The organism is Bradyrhizobium guangxiense (assembly GCF_004114915.1).
GTDB lineage: Bacteria > Pseudomonadota > Alphaproteobacteria > Rhizobiales > Xanthobacteraceae > Bradyrhizobium > Bradyrhizobium guangxiense.
In genome coordinates, this window is the sequence record NZ_CP022219.1 from 5,373,934 (window position 1) to 5,389,968 (window position 16,035).

The 16,035-nt window shown below is 64.1% G+C and carries 19 protein-coding genes; 5 read left to right on the forward strand and 14 right to left on the reverse strand.

The window, feature by feature from the left end; translation table 11 throughout:
* The first annotated feature begins 42 nt into the window (after positions 1-42).
* The gene (locus tag X268_RS25675) at positions 43-450 is read left to right on the forward strand and encodes a nuclear transport factor 2 family protein (RefSeq protein ID WP_128927512.1); all 408 of its coding nucleotides are present in this window, start codon (positions 43-45) and stop codon (positions 448-450) included.
* 24 nt (positions 451-474) lie between these two features.
* On the opposite strand, the gene X268_RS25680 is transcribed toward X268_RS25675, so the two are convergent.
* Positions 475-1,230: an HAD family hydrolase gene (locus tag X268_RS25680; protein ID WP_128927513.1), complete on the reverse strand. Its 756-nt coding sequence runs from the start codon at positions 1,228-1,230 to the stop codon at positions 475-477.
* Between the two features lie 150 nt (positions 1,231-1,380).
* On the opposite strand from X268_RS25680, the gene X268_RS25685 reads away from it, so the two are divergent.
* Both X268_RS25685 and X268_RS25690 read left to right on the forward strand, forming a co-directional pair.
* The gene (locus X268_RS25685) at positions 1,381-2,229 is read left to right on the forward strand and encodes an SDR family oxidoreductase (protein WP_128927514.1); all 849 of its coding nucleotides are present in this window, start codon (positions 1,381-1,383) and stop codon (positions 2,227-2,229) included.
* 118 nt (positions 2,230-2,347) lie between these two features.
* A complete protein-coding gene (locus tag X268_RS25690; protein WP_128927515.1) occupies positions 2,348-3,616 on the forward strand; it encodes a serine hydrolase domain-containing protein in 1,269 nt (422 codons plus the stop codon).
* 62 nt (positions 3,617-3,678) lie between these two features.
* Here the strand turns inward: X268_RS25690 and X268_RS25695 are convergent, their stop codons facing one another.
* Positions 3,679-4,566 (reverse strand): dienelactone hydrolase family protein, encoded by an 888-nt coding sequence (locus X268_RS25695; protein WP_128927516.1) that lies wholly within the window; start codon positions 4,564-4,566, stop codon positions 3,679-3,681.
* Between the two features lie 728 nt (positions 4,567-5,294).
* Here X268_RS25695 and X268_RS25700 point away from each other — a divergent pair.
* Complete coding sequence (locus tag X268_RS25700; protein ID WP_128927517.1) at positions 5,295-5,873, forward strand: MarR family winged helix-turn-helix transcriptional regulator; 579 nt, start codon at positions 5,295-5,297, stop codon at positions 5,871-5,873.
* A 14-nt stretch (positions 5,874-5,887) separates the two neighbouring features.
* Here the strand turns inward: X268_RS25700 and X268_RS25705 are convergent, their stop codons facing one another.
* Positions 5,888-6,844: a hypothetical protein gene (locus tag X268_RS25705; protein ID WP_128927518.1), complete on the reverse strand. Its 957-nt coding sequence runs from the start codon at positions 6,842-6,844 to the stop codon at positions 5,888-5,890.
* Positions 6,845-7,663: 819 nt separating this feature from the next.
* Between X268_RS25705 and X268_RS25715 the strand changes: the two genes are divergently transcribed.
* Positions 7,664-8,434 carry a winged helix-turn-helix domain-containing protein gene (locus tag X268_RS25715; protein WP_164937939.1) on the forward strand — a complete coding sequence of 257 codons (771 nt, stop codon included), beginning with the start codon at positions 7,664-7,666 and terminating at the stop codon, positions 8,432-8,434.
* 232 nt (positions 8,435-8,666) lie between these two features.
* Here the strand turns inward: X268_RS25715 and X268_RS25720 are convergent, their stop codons facing one another.
* The 11 genes from X268_RS25720 to X268_RS25770 all read right to left on the reverse strand — a co-directional run bounded on the left by X268_RS25720 (position 8,667) and on the right by X268_RS25770 (position 16,035).
* Complete coding sequence (locus tag X268_RS25720; RefSeq protein ID WP_128927520.1) at positions 8,667-9,125, reverse strand: hypothetical protein; 459 nt, start codon at positions 9,123-9,125, stop codon at positions 8,667-8,669.
* Positions 9,122-9,634, reverse strand: coding sequence for a flagellar biosynthesis protein FlgN (locus X268_RS25725; RefSeq protein ID WP_128927521.1), 513 nt, complete (start codon positions 9,632-9,634; stop codon positions 9,122-9,124). The genes X268_RS25720 and X268_RS25725 overlap by 4 nt, the downstream gene beginning before the upstream one ends.
* 42 nt (positions 9,635-9,676) lie before the next feature.
* Positions 9,677-10,153 (reverse strand): rod-binding protein, encoded by a 477-nt coding sequence (locus tag X268_RS25730; RefSeq protein ID WP_164937940.1) that lies wholly within the window; start codon positions 10,151-10,153, stop codon positions 9,677-9,679.
* Complete coding sequence (locus tag X268_RS25735; RefSeq protein ID WP_128929387.1) at positions 10,150-10,569, reverse strand: hypothetical protein; 420 nt, start codon at positions 10,567-10,569, stop codon at positions 10,150-10,152. The genes X268_RS25730 and X268_RS25735 overlap by 4 nt, the downstream gene beginning before the upstream one ends.
* Before the next feature lie 6 nt (positions 10,570-10,575).
* Positions 10,576-11,328: a flagellar biosynthesis protein FliR gene (gene fliR, locus X268_RS25740; RefSeq protein ID WP_128927522.1), complete on the reverse strand. Its 753-nt coding sequence runs from the start codon at positions 11,326-11,328 to the stop codon at positions 10,576-10,578.
* Positions 11,325-13,406 (reverse strand): flagellar biosynthesis protein FlhA, encoded by a 2,082-nt coding sequence (flhA, locus tag X268_RS25745; protein ID WP_128927523.1) that lies wholly within the window; start codon positions 13,404-13,406, stop codon positions 11,325-11,327. Before flhA ends, fliR begins: the two co-directional genes overlap by 4 nt.
* A gap of 71 nt (positions 13,407-13,477) precedes the next feature.
* Positions 13,478-13,744, reverse strand: coding sequence for a flagellar biosynthesis protein FliQ (fliQ, locus tag X268_RS25750; protein WP_128927524.1), 267 nt, complete (start codon positions 13,742-13,744; stop codon positions 13,478-13,480).
* The gene (gene flgD / locus X268_RS25755) at positions 13,741-14,163 is read right to left on the reverse strand and encodes a flagellar hook assembly protein FlgD (protein WP_128927525.1); all 423 of its coding nucleotides are present in this window, start codon (positions 14,161-14,163) and stop codon (positions 13,741-13,743) included. Before flgD ends, fliQ begins: the two co-directional genes overlap by 4 nt.
* 14 nt (positions 14,164-14,177) lie before the next feature.
* On the reverse strand, positions 14,178-14,588 hold the full coding sequence (flbT, locus tag X268_RS25760; protein ID WP_128927526.1) for a flagellar biosynthesis repressor FlbT: 411 nt from the start codon (positions 14,586-14,588) through the stop codon (positions 14,178-14,180).
* Positions 14,588-14,932, reverse strand: coding sequence for a flagellar biosynthesis regulator FlaF (gene flaF / locus X268_RS25765; protein ID WP_164937941.1), 345 nt, complete (start codon positions 14,930-14,932; stop codon positions 14,588-14,590). Before flaF ends, flbT begins: the two co-directional genes overlap by 1 nt.
* A gap of 56 nt (positions 14,933-14,988) precedes the next feature.
* On the reverse strand, positions 14,989-16,035 hold the full coding sequence (locus X268_RS25770) for a flagellar hook-associated family protein (RefSeq protein ID WP_128927528.1): 1,047 nt from the start codon (positions 16,033-16,035) through the stop codon (positions 14,989-14,991).

Consider the following 16,035-nt stretch of genomic DNA (forward strand, 5'->3'; position numbering starts at 1 on the left):
GTCGCGCTTGATTTTTGCCTGTCCTTGCCCCACCCGAGAGCGATGGCAAAAGACAGCAAGGTCATCGCCGCCAACGCGGCCTTCTATGCGGCTTTTTCGGCGGGCGACTTCGCCGGCATGGAACAGATGTGGGCCGATGACGACGGCATTTCCTGCATCCATCCCGGCTGGCCTGCGATCATCGGCCGCGCCACCGTGATCGGAAGCTGGCGCGACATCCTGCAGAACCCGCAGCGGCCGCAGATCGTCTGCGCCGAGCCGCAGGCCATCGTCGACGGCGACAGCGCCCGCGTGCTCTGCATCGAGATCGTCGACGGCACCGCCTTGGCCGCCGCCAACCATTTCCGCCGCGTCGGCCACGACTGGCGCCTGGTGCATCACCAGTCGAGCCCGATCGCGCAGATTGTCGAGCAGGCTGAGGACGATAGAACGAGCCACCGCGTCCACTGACCGCGGCGAACGGATCGGCGCGTCCTACTGTGCATGGGGTTGTTTTTCAGTTTCTTGTCTGGCGCCCCCGAGTTCCGAGAGGTCGTCCAGCACGACCCGTGCCGCGCTGAAATCCTCGTCGCGGAAAAACGTGCTCCGGGTGATCAGGACCGGAATGCCGGCGCGTGAGGCCGCGATCAGCCCGTTTGCGGAATCCTCGATGGCGACGCAGTCCGCCGCGCCCAGCTTCAGCCGCGCCAGGGTTTCGAGATAGACGTCCGGTGCGGGCTTCTTGTGACTGACATCGTCGCCGGCAACGACGGCGTCGAACTGTGCCGCCCAATGCGTCCCCAGCGCCTGCGACAGCAGCTCATCGATATTGCCGTGCGAGGTCGTTGTCGCGATCGCAAGCCGCTGGCCGCGCGCCTTGACCGCGGCAAGCAGCTCGGTCACGCCCGGCCTCAACGGGCAGCTGCCGGTTTTGACCAGCTCGGCATAGCGCGCAGTCTTGATGCGATGAAGCTCGGCAATGTCGGCATTGGACAAGGGCGATCCCATTTCCAGCCTTGCGTGATAGGCGCGCATGCGCTCCTTGCCGCCGGTCACCCGCAGCAGGTCCTTGTAGACGGCGCGGCCCCACTGCCAGTCGAGACCGTGGCAGGCGAAGGCATGGTTGAAGGCCTGCCGATGCAACTCCTCGGTTTCGGCGAGGGTGCCGTCGACGTCGAAAATCAGCGCGGCCGCGCGCCGGATCAGCGCGGTGGCATCCGCCGGCACCGAGGCGAGCGCTTCTGCCTGCATGATCGACGCCTCCTTCCCGATCTGGCTGTGACGAGCGAGCATCCGCTGCCCTGGCGGGCAAGACAAATCGCAATATCTTTTGCCGGACCCAAAAATCTCTTATGACCGAGCAGCGACGCGGACCGGAACTTTCGACCTGCAGGGAGACGCATGCGGCTTTTCATTTTCGGCCTCGGCTATAGCGCTCGGCACTTCGCCCGCAGACACGGCGGCAGCTTCTCGCATGTCGCCGGCACCGTGCGCGATCCCGCACAGCGGAAAGACCTTGCCGGCGTCGAGGTGCACGCCTTTTCCGGCAGCCGTCCGTCGCGTGAGACGGTCGAGCAGGTTAGCGCCGCGGATGTTCTTCTGGTTTCGATCCCGCCCGGCAGCGCCGGCGACCCCGCAATCGCAGCGTTCGGCGACGTGCTGGCGATGGGCCGCCGCAAGGTGATCTATCTCTCCACCATCGGCGTCTACGGCGATCATGCCGGCGACTGGGTCGACGAGACCACGTCGCCGCAGGCGACACTCGATCGCACCCGCATGCGGATCGCCGCCGAGCAGGCCTGGATGGACATTGCGCGCGGCGATGCCGCGGTCCTGCGGCTTGCCGGCATCTATGGTCCCGGCCGCAACGCGCTGGTGACGCTGCGCGCCGGCACGGCGCGACGCATCATCAAGCCTGGACAGGTCTTCAACCGTATCCACGCCGACGACATCGCCAGCGCGATCATGGCTGCCACTCACCACGAAAATGGCGGCACGTGGAACGTGTGCGACGAGGAGCCGACACCGCCGCAAGACGTGATTTCCTACGCCGCCAAGCTGATGGGCGTTGCCCCGCCGCCCGAAGAGCCGTTCGAGACCGCGGAGATGTCGGCGATGGCGCGCAGCTTCTATGCCAGCAGCGCCCGTGTCTCCAACGCGAAATTGAAGCGCGAGCTCGGCGTCACGCTGGCTCATCCGACCTATCGCCACGGCCTCGACGCGCTGTGGCGCGCCGGCGAAGGACGATAACAGTTCCGACCCTATCAGCGCGTCCCAGACATGCCCTGCGCGCGCTTGACTTCGTTCCTGCGCGGTCGTGATCTAGGCATCACGGGAGCCACTGCATGAGCTTGCCAGGGAGGATGCAATGAACAAGACGATCGCCATGATCGCGGCGGCGGCGGCCGTCATCACGCTCGGTGCAGCACGCGCCGCACCGTTGCCCGAAGCCAGCCCTGACGATGTCGGCTTCTCCAGACAGGGTCTCACCCGTCTCGACGACTTCTTCGCGCGCGAGATCGCCGCCAAGCGCGTGCCCGGCGCGGTCGTCGCCATCGCGCGTGACGGCAAGCTCGTGCACTACAAGGCCTATGGCCTGCTCGACCCGGACAAGGGCACGCCGATGCCGGTCGATGCGATCTTCGCGCTGGCCTCGATGACAAAGCCGATGGCGGCGGTCGCGGGCCTGACGCTGATGGAGAAAGGCCGGCTGCCGCTGCAGGCCAAGCTGTCCAACTACTATCCCGGCTTTGCCGACATGAAGGTCGGCGTGATCGAGGCCAACGGATCGCTCAAGCTGGAACCGCAGGCCTCGCCGATCTTCATCCACGATCTCTACCGGCATACGTCAGGTTTGATGTATGGCGGCCGGCCGGACTCATCGAGCCCGGTCGCGCGGCAATATCCTGACGGCGTCGCGCCCGCGATCGAAGGCGACACCCAGGCCTTCATCGACCGCATCACGAAGCTGCCGCTGGCGCATCAGCCGTCAACCGAGTTCGAATACGGCTTTTCGATCGACGTGCTCGGCGCCGTCGTCGAAAAGGTGAGCGAGCAGAAGCTCGGCGAATATCTCGCCGCCAATGTCTGGCAGCCGCTCGGCATGAAGGACGCAACCTTCCATCCGACCGACGCGCAGCGCCCTCGCCTCGCCCGTCCCTTCGCCAATGACCCGCTGACGGGCAAGCCGCAGGCCATCAAGCTGTTGGACACGCCGACCAAGTTCGACTGCGGCGGCGCCTGCTCGTTCGCAACGATGGGAGACTATCTCCGCTTTGGCCAGATGCTGCTCAACGGCGGCGAGCTCGACGGCCAGCGCATCCTCTCGCCCAAGACCGTGCACCACATGACGAGCAACCATCTCGGCCCCGAGATCAAGAACAACGTGGCGAATGTCGAGCCGCATCGCGGCGGCTTCGGCTTTGGCCTTTCGGTCGCGGTCCGCACCAGCGAGGGCCTGTCGTCGGTCCCGGGCAATCCCGGCGAGTTCACCTGGAACGGCGCCTACGGAACCCAGCTCTTCTGCGACCCCAAGGAGCGTCTCGTCGTCGTGGTGGGAACGGCGGCGCCGGGCGAGCTCAGGAAGTATTATCGCGAGCAGGTTCAGGACATCGTCTATGGCGCGATGGTGAAGTGAGATCGCTACGCATCGAAAGAGAAAGGGCGGCCGATCTGGCCGCCCCCTTTTGATGTCCGGCGTCAGCTCAGGACGCCGTACTTCTTGAACCAGGCCTCTGCCTGCTTCCAGCCATCTTCTGCGGCGTCCTTGCGATAGCTGCCGCGGTAATCGGCGTGGAAGCCGTGCGGCGCCTCGGGATAGATCTTGAATTCAGCCGTCTTCTTGTTCTCGGCCAGCGCGGCCTTCATCTGCTCGACCTGCGCGACGGGAATGCCGGTGTCGGCACCGCCATAGAGGCCGAGCACCGGCGCCTTCATCTCGGGCGCGAGCTGCATCGGGCTCTTCGGCCACAGCGGATTGGCGGGATCGACCACCGTGCCGTAGAAGGCAACGCCGGCCTTGAGCGCGCCGCTGTGGGCGGCGTATTCCCAGACCGTGCGGCCGCCCCGGCAGAAACCGATGATGCCGAGCTTGGCGATATCGCCGCCCTGCGATCCCGCCCACGCCACGGTCGCGTCGAGATCGGACAGCAGCTCGGCATCCGGCTTGGCATTGACGATCGGCAGGAGGTCCTTGATCTCGGTAACCTTGGTGAGGTCGACGCCCTTGCGGAAATAATAGTCGGGCGCGATGGCGAACGCGCCGAGCTTGGCAAGCCGCCGCGTCACGTCCTTGATGTATTCGTGCAGACCGAAAATCTCCATGGCCACGATGATGACCGGCGCCTTGGTGTTGCCGGCAGGACGGGCGAAATAGACCGGCATCTCTTCGGAGCCGACCTTGATCTTGGCATCGCCGGTCTGCAGACCATTGGCGTCGGTGGTGATTGCCTCGGCGCGCACCGGCCCGGCCGCAAGCGTGTAGCCGGCCGCCACGGCCGCAGTGGCGCTCATGAATCCACGGCGCGAGACCGGGGCGACTTTCGTCAGGCCGACGACGTCGGAGGTCATGGTGGTTTCGAAGCTCATCGGTCTATCCCTTCCTGCTGCCTATGCTGGTGTCCCCCGGGGCGCCGCATTCGCCAATAGTTGCCGGCGAAACGCAAATCACCAGCCTGCGATCACGCGCAATTCAGGCCGGCCTTGCCGTTGCTTCAGCGCGACAGCCTCCGGCACCAGCTCATTGCGACAAGGCGTCGCCAATTTGGATGGCGAAGAAAGCCGGCGGCGATGACGTTGAAGAGCTCGAGCATGCTGCCGGTTCGTGACTGCCAATGCTGCAGGCCTGCGTCAGCGGCGCTGTCAGCTGGAGTTCCGGCGACGTGCCGACTTTGCGTGGATTCGCTTGCGTGCAGTACTTAACCGTCTAGCCGCATTGCATCGCAACATCCATTAACCGAAAAAGAGGGTTCTCTCCCGGCGGGCCATACCGCCTGGCGCCGCGACGGACGCGCGTGTTCGCGCATTCCACGCGCTCAGCCGCAACAAATGGACAGCGCAACGGCCACGATGACACATCATGTTGCCCCAGCATGCGGGCACGCCCTCAATCACGCGCGCGGAAGGCATCATTTGATTGAAATTTTCGAAGGACTCGAGCCGTCCGGTTTACTCGAACTTTCTTTGTGACGCCCTAGTTCCACGACCGGAAGTTCCATCTCCGGCGACGGAGAGGCCCCCAGAACTTCATTCTCGTCCACTCAGACTGCGCTGCCCAAGGCTCAATTGAATAAAGCTTTATCCGACCTGGAACTGAAATGAATTTGGCTCGCGAATCGATTGAACTGTTGGAGCAGGTCGCGCGGATCCTGTGGTTCGAAGGCACCAAGCACGGCTTGCGCGACCGCGAGTGGATGGCGCTGCGATTCCTCTCCCGGGCCAACCGCTTTTCCCGAACGCCTTCGGCGCTCGCGAGCTATGTCGGCACCACGCGCGGCACCGCCTCGTTCATCATCGGAGAACTCGAGCGGCTCGGCTATCTCGAGCGGAAACGCTCGGCCACGGACAAGCGCTCGGTCATGCTAAGCGTGACGCAGCAGGGCAAGAAGTTCCTGGTACGCGACCCCGTCAACGTTCTCGTCGAGGCGATTGCCGTGCTCGACGACGAGGTCAAGATCCGCTTCCGCGACACGTTCCGGCACGTGCTGGATCAGTCGGACGCAGCCGAGCAGCGGCACCACACCGACGTCTGCAAGCGATGCATTTTCCTGCGGGAGGATCGCACCGCCACCGACAACAAGACGACGGTCGAATTCAGCTGCCGCCTGTTTCGCGCGCCGATCGCGGAGGCGGAGGTCGATCTGCTATGCACCAGCTTCGAGCATCACCGCCAGTAGAAAGCGGCCATCGATCAGGGCGTCGCCTTGCGTGACGAATAGACGACGCCGCCGCTTGTCTCTACCACCAGACGCCCGTTCTCGTTCCTGATCTCCTCGATGCGGCCGAGACCTGGCACCTGCTGTCCCAGCACGGCCTCGATGACGCCGTTAGGGCTCTGCAGGATCGCAATGCCTTCATAGGCCTGGCGGACCGACCAACCCTTGATCGCCTTCCGCGGCGCCGACGCGCGCTCGGACGGCGACACCGAGCCCGTGAACTCGGGCGCAGCGACCGAGGCTATCATCGGCCCTTGCTGCGAGGGGAGCTGCGATTGCACCGCGGCCGGCGCCGGTGCCGGCGTCTGGACCTGCGCCTGGGCGAGCTTGTCGAGCTTCGCCGTCGACGACGAGCTCACTCGCTCGATACGGTCCAAATTCTCGGCGAACCGGCCGAAGCGGTCGTTGGTCGCCTTGCTCGACTGATCGACTGCAGTGCGCAGGCCGTCGAGGTTTTCGGACACGCCCGACACCTGCTTGCGCAGCTGTGCGACGGTCTCGCGCAGAATCCTGATCTCCGTATTGGCCGCAACGTTGTTCTGCGCGGGCTGCGTGGTGAGATAGGCGATCACGCCGGTGCAGGCGCAGACGACGAGCATGGCGGCGACCGCCAATGTCGCGAGCGGCACAACCCAGGTCGGACGGGGCGGCGGCGGCTTGGCCACGATCACGGCCGGCTTGATCACGGTCGGCGCAGGCTTGGTTATCGCCATCTTGTCGAGACGTGCCTTGGCGCGAATGCGTTTGAGCCCCTCGAGCGCCTCCTTCGCGAGAGCTTCGTCGCTTGCCGCGGCCGACACTCGCTTTGCGCCCGCAGCAGGCTTGGTCGCGCGCGCCGTATTGTCCATGATATCGCGCGGCTCGGGAGCAGGCTTCGCCGTCGCGGAAACATCAGCGGCCGCGCTGGGACGAGCTTGTCCATCGGACAACATGTAAAGATGCTCCGTTCGATTCGATCTGTCGAACCGTGACGTTATTTGTCGAAGCTTGCCTGAAACGTTCGCATCGAGAGATCTTCATCATGCGCGATGCGACGACGGATGGTTCGAACGCGCCATGGACGTGGCGAGAGTGCGACTCGAAAGACACACACTCGCCAAGATTTCGCCAAGCTAAGTCATACTGCGATACGTGAGTCGAATTGTCGCATGCGGAAAAGCGCGTGCGAGAGTCAATCCGGGGTTGAAAACTCCTCCACGTACCTGACGCGCAGAACTACCTGAAATAGCTGTAGTTGTACGGGGATACGGAACCTTAGAACCGTCACGGTGCAGAACTAGTTTGGCTTTCAAATCAACTGATGCGTTTGAATATATCAAGAAACAACCCGAAACAAACCAACAGCATCAAGCACAAATAGCAACCGCTTTGTTACGCACGCTTGATCGGAAATCGGCAATTGTTACGGTCCTACTCAAGTGATTCTCGCCAGTTGGCGAGGAGATCGACACAGTTTCAGTGGCGTTCGGACGCGATGAGCAACTTGGCGCAACTGTTCTAGGTCGTTTCTCAATCCGCTCCGCGAGGTGATCCGTAACACACCCGCCGGGATTCACACAGTAAGCGTTCAGTATCGAGTCGAAGTTCCAGGCCTGCGAAATGCGGGCGCTGAATGCGTAGGGCTGCCCGCGAATATCGAAACCATAACAACGGTTCGCGGGAAGGAATGTCGTCAAACAGCATAGTTGCCGAGTCGGAGCATCACATCAACCAACCGGCCGCAACCAGTGCGAAACAGGGGCGAAAGACTGATGTATATTATCGTTGATGATCGCGAGAGCGTCGCGAACAGCTACGTCGGAGGGCTCGTTCGCGAAGGCGTGTCGTCGATCGGATTCTCCTCCAGGGAATTCTGGGACTGGCTGCAATCCGCTAGCGAGTCGGATCTGGCAGCGGTCGACGCCTTCCTTCTCGGGGATTGCGATGCCCGCGGAAGCCTGCCGCGGGCCATGCGCAAGCGCTCCTCGGCTCCCATCATCGCCATGAGCGGCCAGAAGATGCTCAAGAACACGCTTGAGCTGTTCGAATCGGGCGTCGACGACGTCGTGCACGTGCCGATACACCTTCGCGAGATCCTCGCCCGAACGGCCGCAATCGCGCGTCGCCGGGTGGGCGAGCTGCCAAGGCCTTGCGAGAGCAGAATCCAGGTCTTCTTCAACGGCCGTGATCCCGAGATCGCGGGCCACGCCCTCACGCTGCCCCGTCGCGAACTGCGCATCCTCGAATATATGGTCAGCAACCACGGCAAGTGGGTGACTAAGACGCAGATCTTCAACGCGGTCTACGGCATCTTCGAGTCCACCTTCGACGAAAGCGTGATTGAGAGTCACGTCAGCAAGCTGCGCAAGAAGCTCCGCGACCGCCTCGGCTTCGACGCGATCGTGGCCCGGCGTTACGTCGGATACCGCCTCGACATCCCGGCCGGCGAGGCTCTCGACGAGCCGATGCAGGAACTCGACGAGGTCGGCATCCTCCTGAACAGGGCGCGTGCCGTCCCGGCAGCGTACCCGGTCGGAAACTGACACGGCCAAAGCCTGGCACGAACAGACAACGGCCTCCGCGAAACAGCTTCGCGGAGGCCGTTGCACGTTTGACGGCAAGCTGAGCGTACGCCCCGTCCTTCGAGACGGCGCTGACGCGCCCCTCAGGATGAGGCTATCGTCCTCAGTGCCTACGGAAACGAGTACCGCGCATTCCGTCCTCATCCTGAGGAGGAGCGGCGTAGGCGTCTCGAAGGATGGCCGCAGAAAAGAGCTACGGCTTCTGCTGGAATTCTTCCTTGGAGACGTAGTTGAAATCCTCGACCAGGACGTCCTGGACGATTTCAGCCTGCATCCGCTCGTTGACGCGCTGCTTGATGGCCGTGGTCAGGATGGCGAGGTCGTAGCGGGCGAGCTTCCTGAAGTCGAGACGGTCGTCGGCATAGATCCTGCGGAAGGCCTCGTCGACAACGAACGGCTCCGGCGGAACGTTGAGCTGGTGCATGGTCCGCGCCTCCACGGTATAGACGAAGCGCGCGACGATATAGCCCTGAACGTTGCCGTTCTCGACCATGGGCACGCTCAGTGCCCGCGTCTTCTGGTATTGCAACCCCTCGAGAAATTCGTCCTTCGCCGGCAGAAGGCTGCCGTTTTCCTTCCAATAGGCCACGGCATAGCTCGTGCCCGCCGTGAGGATGCAGACCCAGAGCCCGGCCAACACCAGTCTGATCATTTGCCGTCCTGCGCTGCGCGACCGGTATAGGTGCCGTCCGACTCGGCCTCCTTGATCGCCTTGACGATGATGCCGGCGACCTCGCGCACCGCGTCATAGTGCATTTCGAGGATCGAGCGGTTGCGCTCGAGCTTTTCGCGCAGCCGTTGAATCTGCTCGGTGACCTCGGCTTCGCCGCCGAGATGCATTCGCCCCCGCATCAGGCGGACAAATTCGAGCATGCTCCGGCTCTTGCGCGCGCTGAAGTCGTCGAAGTCGATCTTCTTGCCCGTGGACAGCGCGACAGTCTCCTCCTCGACGATGCTCTCGAGCCGGCGGATTGCCGCCAACAGGCCGCGCACTTCGTCCGCTCTCACCGCATCGGCGCCATCGACCGCGGCCTCGCTGCCCACGATCGGCAGCAACGCGGGCAGCAGTGCATCGTCCGCTGCCGCCTCCGTCGTCATCACCTCGGTGTCCGCGACCGGCTGTTCGATCACCATGGCCGCCGTGCCTTCTTGTGCCTGCATAGGAAATTCACCCCTCAACGTCTGTCACCCATTCGCCGATCGTCATCCGGCCTTGCCCGCGCTGTCCCGTTGTTCCGGATGCGCGGCGGCGAGCCGCTCGGCGATGCCGATGCCCTTGCCCTTTGCGAGCTGATTGCCGAGCTGCTCCGCCAGCATCGACTTCCAGACGCCGCCGGCCGTGCCCTTGCCGAAGACTTCCTCGGAATCCTTCGGCAACATCGTCTCGACGAAGGTCTGGAGGATGAAGGCTTCGAACTTCCGGTACACTTCGCCGGATCCCGGCGCCTTGATCACCCGTACCGGCGCGCCGTTCACCGCATCCGATCGCGCCTCGGCCACCGTCGTCGCGGATTGCTCGGCGGCCGCCGCGGCCTTGCCGACCTCCGCGTCCATCGTGGCGGCGAAATCGGCATCAGAGGATTTCAGCGCATCGAGCTTCGCGGTGGCCGCGTGCTGCGTCACGGGATCGGCCGCTTCGAGCACGTCGAGAACGAGGTCGGGTGTCGCTGTCACGATCATGTCTTGTTCCGGTTGGCTGGCCGTGGCGTCCAGGCGCGCACGGCTGGGCTTTGTCCCGTCATCTCCTCGAGGACCCGCTTCTCCGCGTCGCGAAGCTTGTCCGCCAGCGCCGCCTTCGCGATTTCCTCGAGCTGCTTCACGCGGCGGTTCTCCGCGCGAACCTGATCGAGCTGCTGCGCCGCCTGCGCTTGAACCGCGCGCGCACCGACGCTCGTTCTGTTCAGGCGCCGCGCGATCGATTCGCTTGACGAGCCCGTCGGCGGCTTGCCGTCGTTCAAGGCTCCCACCAGCCATTCCTGCTCGTCCTGCAGGCTTCGCTGCTGCTGCCGCAGCTGCGCGAGCTGCCATTCGGACAGCCGGAGCTGGAGCTTCACGAGCGAAACCATCCGGCCGAGCTTGTCCGCGCGCGAGGTCACCACCGGTCACTCCGCCAGCCAGGACGAAACGCCGAGCATGAATTGCGTCAGCAGTTCGTCGCTGGTCAGGTAGAGCAGCAGGAAGCCGCCGAACAGCACGAAGGGCACCGAGATGAAATAGACCGGAATCGCCGGCGTCAGCTTGTTGATCAGGCCGACCGCCAGGTTGACGATCACCGAATAGACGATGAAGGGGCTGGTGATCCGCAGCGTCAGCACGAAGGCCTCGGACAGGCGGCCGACAAGCTGGTCGAGCGCCATGCTGCCGCCGATCCTGTTGCCGGGCTGCCAGACGTCGTAGGAGTTCATCAGTCCGCGCAGCACCTGCCAATGCTGGTCGGTCATGAAGAACAGCGTAGTGACGGCCGCCATGATCAGCGGCACCAGCGCCGGCGCCGGATCGGTGTCGCCGACCGGCGTCCCCGGGATGTTGCTCAGGCCGATCGCGCTCGCCATCACGGTCGCCATGGTCTGCAGCGCGAGAAAGAACACCCGCCCACCGAGCCCGATGACGCTGCCGACCAGGAGCTCGGAGCAGATCAGCAGCGCCAGCGTCAGCGGAGCTGCGTTGTCCGTGAGAGGCTTCAGGACCGCGATCAGGATCGGCGCCAGCGCAAAGGTCGTGACCAGCGCCACGAACAGGCGGACCTGGGCTGGAACGTTGACGCTGGAATAGCCCGGCACCAGCATCAGGCAGGCGCCGATGCGGCAGAACACGATGAACGTCACCAGCACGCTGTCGGCGAGGCCGCTGATCACGATATGGCTCCGAGTGCCCGGATCTCCGCGCTGCGCGCGACCTCGACATGCGACAGCACCGGCAATGTCGGGAACACCCGCTCCAGGATCATCCGGACATAGGGACGCGCTTCGGGCGTCACCGCCAGTACCACGCTGGTGCCGCTCTCGGTGAACTTGCGGATTGCGGCGCTGGCTTCGGTCGCGAACTGCTCGATCAAGCGCGGATCGGCGTCGAACTCGACGACATCGCCCTTGGCGTCGCGCTTCAAGCTCTGATGGAATGCGAGGTCCCAGCGATTGCCGAGACGGACGACGTTGAGCACGCCGTTGTCGGAGAGGTCGCCGCAGATCTGCTGGGCCAGCCGCGTCCGCACGTGCTCGGCGACCTGCTCGGAGCGCCGCACATGGGGCGCAATCTCGGCGATCGCCTCTAGGATGAGGTGCAGGTTGCGAATGGAGACCCGCTCGGCCAGCAAGATCTTCAGGATCGCCAGCAAGCCCGAATAGGAGATCTGCGACGGACAGAGATCTTCGACCAGGCGCTTGTACTCGGGATCGAGCCGGTCGAGCAGCGCCCGCATGTCCTTGTAGGACAGGAGCTGGGCGAGGTTCGCCCTGATCACCTCGCTCAGATGCGTGAGCAGCACCGACAGATTGTCGACCGGCTTGCAACCCTGCCGCTTGACCTCGTCCGTGAACGCCTCGGTCACCCACAGCGCCTTCATGCCGAAGGCGGGCTCGATCACTTCGTCGCCGGGCACGTCAGGCTTGCCGTCCTTGTCGACCAGCACGAGCACCTCGCCGAGCCTGAGCTCGCCGTGGGCGACGCGGGTGTCGTGGATCCGGATCTGATATCCCTTGGGGTCGATCGACAGATTATCGGTGAGCTTGATCTCCGGGATGACGAAGCCGTACTGCTTGGCGAACTTCTTGCGGATCTTGGCCACGCGGTGCGCAAGCTCGGTGCGCGAGCCCAGCAGATGGACCGAAAGGTGGCCGCCGAGCGCCAGCTCGATCTCGGCCGTCTTGAGAGATTCCTTGACGGATTCCTTGGCGTCCGCCTGGGCGCGCTCGTCGGCTTTCAGGGCCGCCTCTTTGCGCTCCCGCGCCGCCTGCCGCTTCGGCAACGTGTAGCCGACGAAGGCCATGACGCCGCCGAGCAGAACGAAGGGCGCCATCGGCAGGCCCGGCATCAGGGCGAGCACGAACATCATCAGCGCGGCGGCCGACACCGCGCGCGGATAGCCGCCGAGCTGCCGCAGCACCGCCTGCTCCGCCGAGCCCCTGGTGCCGCCCTTGGAGACCAGCAGGCCTGCCGACAGCGACACGATCAGCGCCGGCATCTGCGACACCAGACCGTCGCCGACGGAGAGCTTGGTATAGACGTCCGCGGCGCGCGTCAGGGTCAGCCCGTGATGGGTGACGCCGATGACGATGCCGCCGAAAATGTTGATCGCGGTGATGATGAGGCCGGCAATGGCGTCGCCGCGGACGAATTTCGAGGCACCGTCCATGGCGCCGAAGAACGCGCTCTCCTCTTCGAGCTCGCGGCGGCGGCGCTGGGCTTCCTTGTCGTCGATCAGGCCGGCGGACAGGTCCGCGTCGATCGCCATCTGTTTGCCGGGGATGGCGTCCAGGGTGAAGCGGGCGCCGACTTCGGCGATACGTGTCGCACCCTTGGTGATCACGACGAAGTTCACCGTGACCAGGATCGCGAAGATGATCAGGCCGATGACGAAGTCGCCGCCCATGACGAACTTGGAGAAGCCGGCAACGACGTAGCCGGCGGCCTGTTCGCCCTCCCCGCCCCGCGACAGAATCAGGCGCGTCGTGGCGATGTTCAGCGCGAGGCGCAGGATCGTCGCGATCAGCAGCACGGTCGGGAAGGCGGAGAAATCGAGCGGCCGCTGGATCCACAGCGCAACCATCAGGATCAGCGCCGACAGCGCGATCGAGAACGCAAGGCCGAGGTCGATCAGGATCGGGGGAATCGGCAGGAACAGGATCGTGAGCATGGTCACGATGCCGCCCGCGAAAAAGGCGTCGGCCCCGAGGCGGCGCGGATTGGGCAGGCTAGCAGCTAACGTATCGGCCATGGGTCACCGGCAGAGGGGTCCGCCCTGCAATCTGCCGCGCAAAGCTTACGCGAGGGTGGTGGCCTCGGCGATCAGAAGCCGTGCTCGATCCGCGCATAAACCATCTCGGTGAAGGTCGAGAGATGCGCGCCGATGAAGGAGCCGGAGACGGCGACGACCAGCAGGATGACGATGATCTTCGGAACGAAGGTCAGTGTCACCTCCTGGATCTGGGTCAACGCCTGGATCAGCGCGATCACGGTGCCGACCAGCATCGCGGCGCCGACTGCAGGCCCTGAGGCGACGATGATGGTCCAGATCGCCGCCTGGACGATGTCGAGGGCGTCCCGTTCGTTCATGACTGACTGATCGTGAGCCCGGGCCCGACCGCGACCTTGGTGCCGTCCTGGAGGGTGGCGATGGAGCCGTCGCTGTTGATCGCGACCGAGACGACCTTTCCGCTGAAGCTGGCGCCGGTGGAGTCGGTGAAGCTGACAGTCTTCCCGATCAGGCTGTTGGCCTGGGACAAGGACTGCGACGACAGCAGCGCGTCCAGCTTCGAATTGGTCTGCATCGCCTGCTCGACCGTCGAGAGCTGGGCGAACTGGCTCATATATTGCGAGGTGTCCATCGGATTGGTCGGATCCTGGTTCTTCATCTCGGCGACGAGGAGCTGAAGAAAGGTATTGTAGTCGACGCTGTTGCTTGACGTCGTCGTGGTGGAGCCGGTCGTGTTGGACGACTTGCTCGTGCTGTCGGTCGCGCTGTTGACGTTCATGTGTCTCTCCGCTGTCAGGCAGCCTCGACGGGGGAAATGGTGGCCGCGCCGGCCAGAATGGCCTGCTCCACCGGGAACAGGGCCCGGATCCGCTTGAGCGCCTCGAAGTAACGCGTCGCCTGGACCAGCTCGTCGATCGCGCCAAGCCCGTCCAGCATCTCGCGGTTTTCGCACACGGCACACAGGGCCGCGTGATGCTGGGCGTAAAGCGCCGCGGCGTCCCGGATGTCGGTCGGGTTCATTAGCATGAGCTGGACGATGAAGTAGAGCTGCCGCAGCGCCGTAGTGGCGTCGGACGCCTGCATGACCTGCCCTTCGAGCAGGAACATCACGTCGTTGACGAGCTCGACGGAGACCTTTCGGTCCACGCGCAGCACCGCGCCGTTGATGTAGATTCGTTCGCCCGCCCGCAAGGAGACTTTCATCAAAGCGCGTCTCGGATCAGGCGGTTGATTTCGATGAGCTGCATCACGTCGTTCGATCTCTCCTCGCGAAGGCGATCGGCTTCCTTGACGACCCACAGGCCGATCGAGATGATGTCGGCGCGCAGCTTGTCCGGCAGCCCGTTTTCCGGGTGCGAGAGATCCTCGATGAAGATCGTCCATAGCCGCCGCACGTAGAGCAGGCTCTCGACCAGATCCTCGAGGCTGAAGCGCCCCTTCTGGAGCCGCTCGAGCCGGTCGATGCCGAGGCTGAGCCCCTGCCGCTCGCGGCCTCGCGCCTCGTAGCCGCTCTCGTCGACGACCGCTTCATAGGCTTCAAACGTCATCAGAACCACTCTGCGCAGGAGAACGAATAACAGGACAAAGGTCGCGAGCCCCGACTTCAGAGATAGTTGATGAGGCTGATCTGCTGGAGCTGCGAGGTCAGCGCCAGCGCCGTCTTGATCTGGGTCTGCAAGGTGTTGACCCGGACCGAGGCCTCGGTCGGGTCGACCGCCTCCATCTGGACGATCTGGTTGTTGAGGATGTCCTTCTGGATCTTCAGCTTTTCGGATGCGCCGGTGACCCGTTGCTGGATCGAGCCGACGGTGCCACCGAGCACGGCAAGATCGTTGATCGCGCCGCTGACAAGACCGATGGCCTTGTCGACGACGACCTGGAACGTGTCCTTGCTCAGGCCAGTGTTTCCGAGGTCGGTGAGCATGGTGTAGGCCTCGGCGAGCTTGCGGAAGCCGGGCTGGTTGGCGCTGACCGAGCTGTCGACGACCTCGGTCGTGGAGATGCGGCTCGACAGCGTCTGGTCCGTGGCCGCCGACCAGTTGGTGTTCCAGGCCGGGCTCGCGAACTCGGGGTCGAGAACATTGTCGAGGAAGTTCTGCATCTGCGCCGGCGTGATCGTGCTCACGCCCGCAGCGGATTGCGAGAAGCCGAACGTCGCCAGGAAGTCCGCATCGACCTGGTTCTTGCTGGCCGAGCCGGCCGCGTAGTTCGTGACCGGCACGGTCTGCGTATTGATGCCGCCGAACAGGTACGAGCCGTTGTAGGAGACGTTGAGCGCGCCGATGAGGTCCTGAAGATTCGCGGACGCGCTCGGCAGGATGATCTTCGCGCCGCTGTCGGCGTCGCGGGCCGCGATCAGGTTCTTGAGGAATTCCGAGGCGGTCGTGCCGAGCTGCGTGATCCGGTTCTGCGTCACGTCGAGCCGCCCCGAAACCAGCTCGTTGGTGTCGACGAGCTGGTCGGCGAAGTCGAAATCGGCCCGCAGCGCCACGTCGCGGCCCGTTCCCGTGCCGAGCTCGAGCCCGACGTCGGCGAACCGGCCGGTGGTCGCCTCCTTCGAGGCCTTGGTCAGCGCACTCTGGTTGTTCGTGATCGACGACCTCAAGGACGACGACAGCATCAGGGTCGAGATGTAGTTGGCGCTCATCAT

Coding starts and splice junctions, on each gene's coding strand:
- X268_RS25705 (WP_128927518.1), bottom strand. CDS start 6,844: ATGTTGTCCGATGGACAAGCTCGTCCCAGCGCGGCCGCTGATGTTTCC.
- flbT (WP_128927526.1), bottom strand. CDS start 14,588: ATGAAAGTCTCCTTGCGGGCGGGCGAACGAATCTACATCAACGGCGCG.
- X268_RS25770 (WP_128927528.1), bottom strand. CDS start 16,035: ATGATGAGCGCCAACTACATCTCGACCCTGATGCTGTCGTCGTCCTTG.
- X268_RS25715 (WP_164937939.1), top strand. CDS start 7,664: ATGTATATTATCGTTGATGATCGCGAGAGCGTCGCGAACAGCTACGTC.
- fliQ (WP_128927524.1), bottom strand. CDS start 13,744: ATGAACGAACGGGACGCCCTCGACATCGTCCAGGCGGCGATCTGGACC.
- X268_RS25720 (WP_128927520.1), bottom strand. CDS start 9,125: ATGATCAGACTGGTGTTGGCCGGGCTCTGGGTCTGCATCCTCACGGCG.
- X268_RS25695 (WP_128927516.1), bottom strand. CDS start 4,566: ATGAGCTTCGAAACCACCATGACCTCCGACGTCGTCGGCCTGACGAAA.
- X268_RS25700 (WP_128927517.1), top strand. CDS start 5,295: ATGAATTTGGCTCGCGAATCGATTGAACTGTTGGAGCAGGTCGCGCGG.
- flaF (WP_164937941.1), bottom strand. CDS start 14,932: ATGACGTTTGAAGCCTATGAAGCGGTCGTCGACGAGAGCGGCTACGAG.
- X268_RS25690 (WP_128927515.1), top strand. CDS start 2,348: ATGAACAAGACGATCGCCATGATCGCGGCGGCGGCGGCCGTCATCACG.
- X268_RS25685 (WP_128927514.1), top strand. CDS start 1,381: ATGCGGCTTTTCATTTTCGGCCTCGGCTATAGCGCTCGGCACTTCGCC.
- X268_RS25730 (WP_164937940.1), bottom strand. CDS start 10,153: ATGATCGTGACAGCGACACCCGACCTCGTTCTCGACGTGCTCGAAGCG.
- X268_RS25680 (WP_128927513.1), bottom strand. CDS start 1,230: ATGCAGGCAGAAGCGCTCGCCTCGGTGCCGGCGGATGCCACCGCGCTG.
- X268_RS25725 (WP_128927521.1), bottom strand. CDS start 9,634: ATGCAGGCACAAGAAGGCACGGCGGCCATGGTGATCGAACAGCCGGTC.
- X268_RS25675 (WP_128927512.1), top strand. CDS start 43: ATGGCAAAAGACAGCAAGGTCATCGCCGCCAACGCGGCCTTCTATGCG.
- flhA (WP_128927523.1), bottom strand. CDS start 13,406: ATGGCCGATACGTTAGCTGCTAGCCTGCCCAATCCGCGCCGCCTCGGG.
- flgD (WP_128927525.1), bottom strand. CDS start 14,163: ATGAACGTCAACAGCGCGACCGACAGCACGAGCAAGTCGTCCAACACG.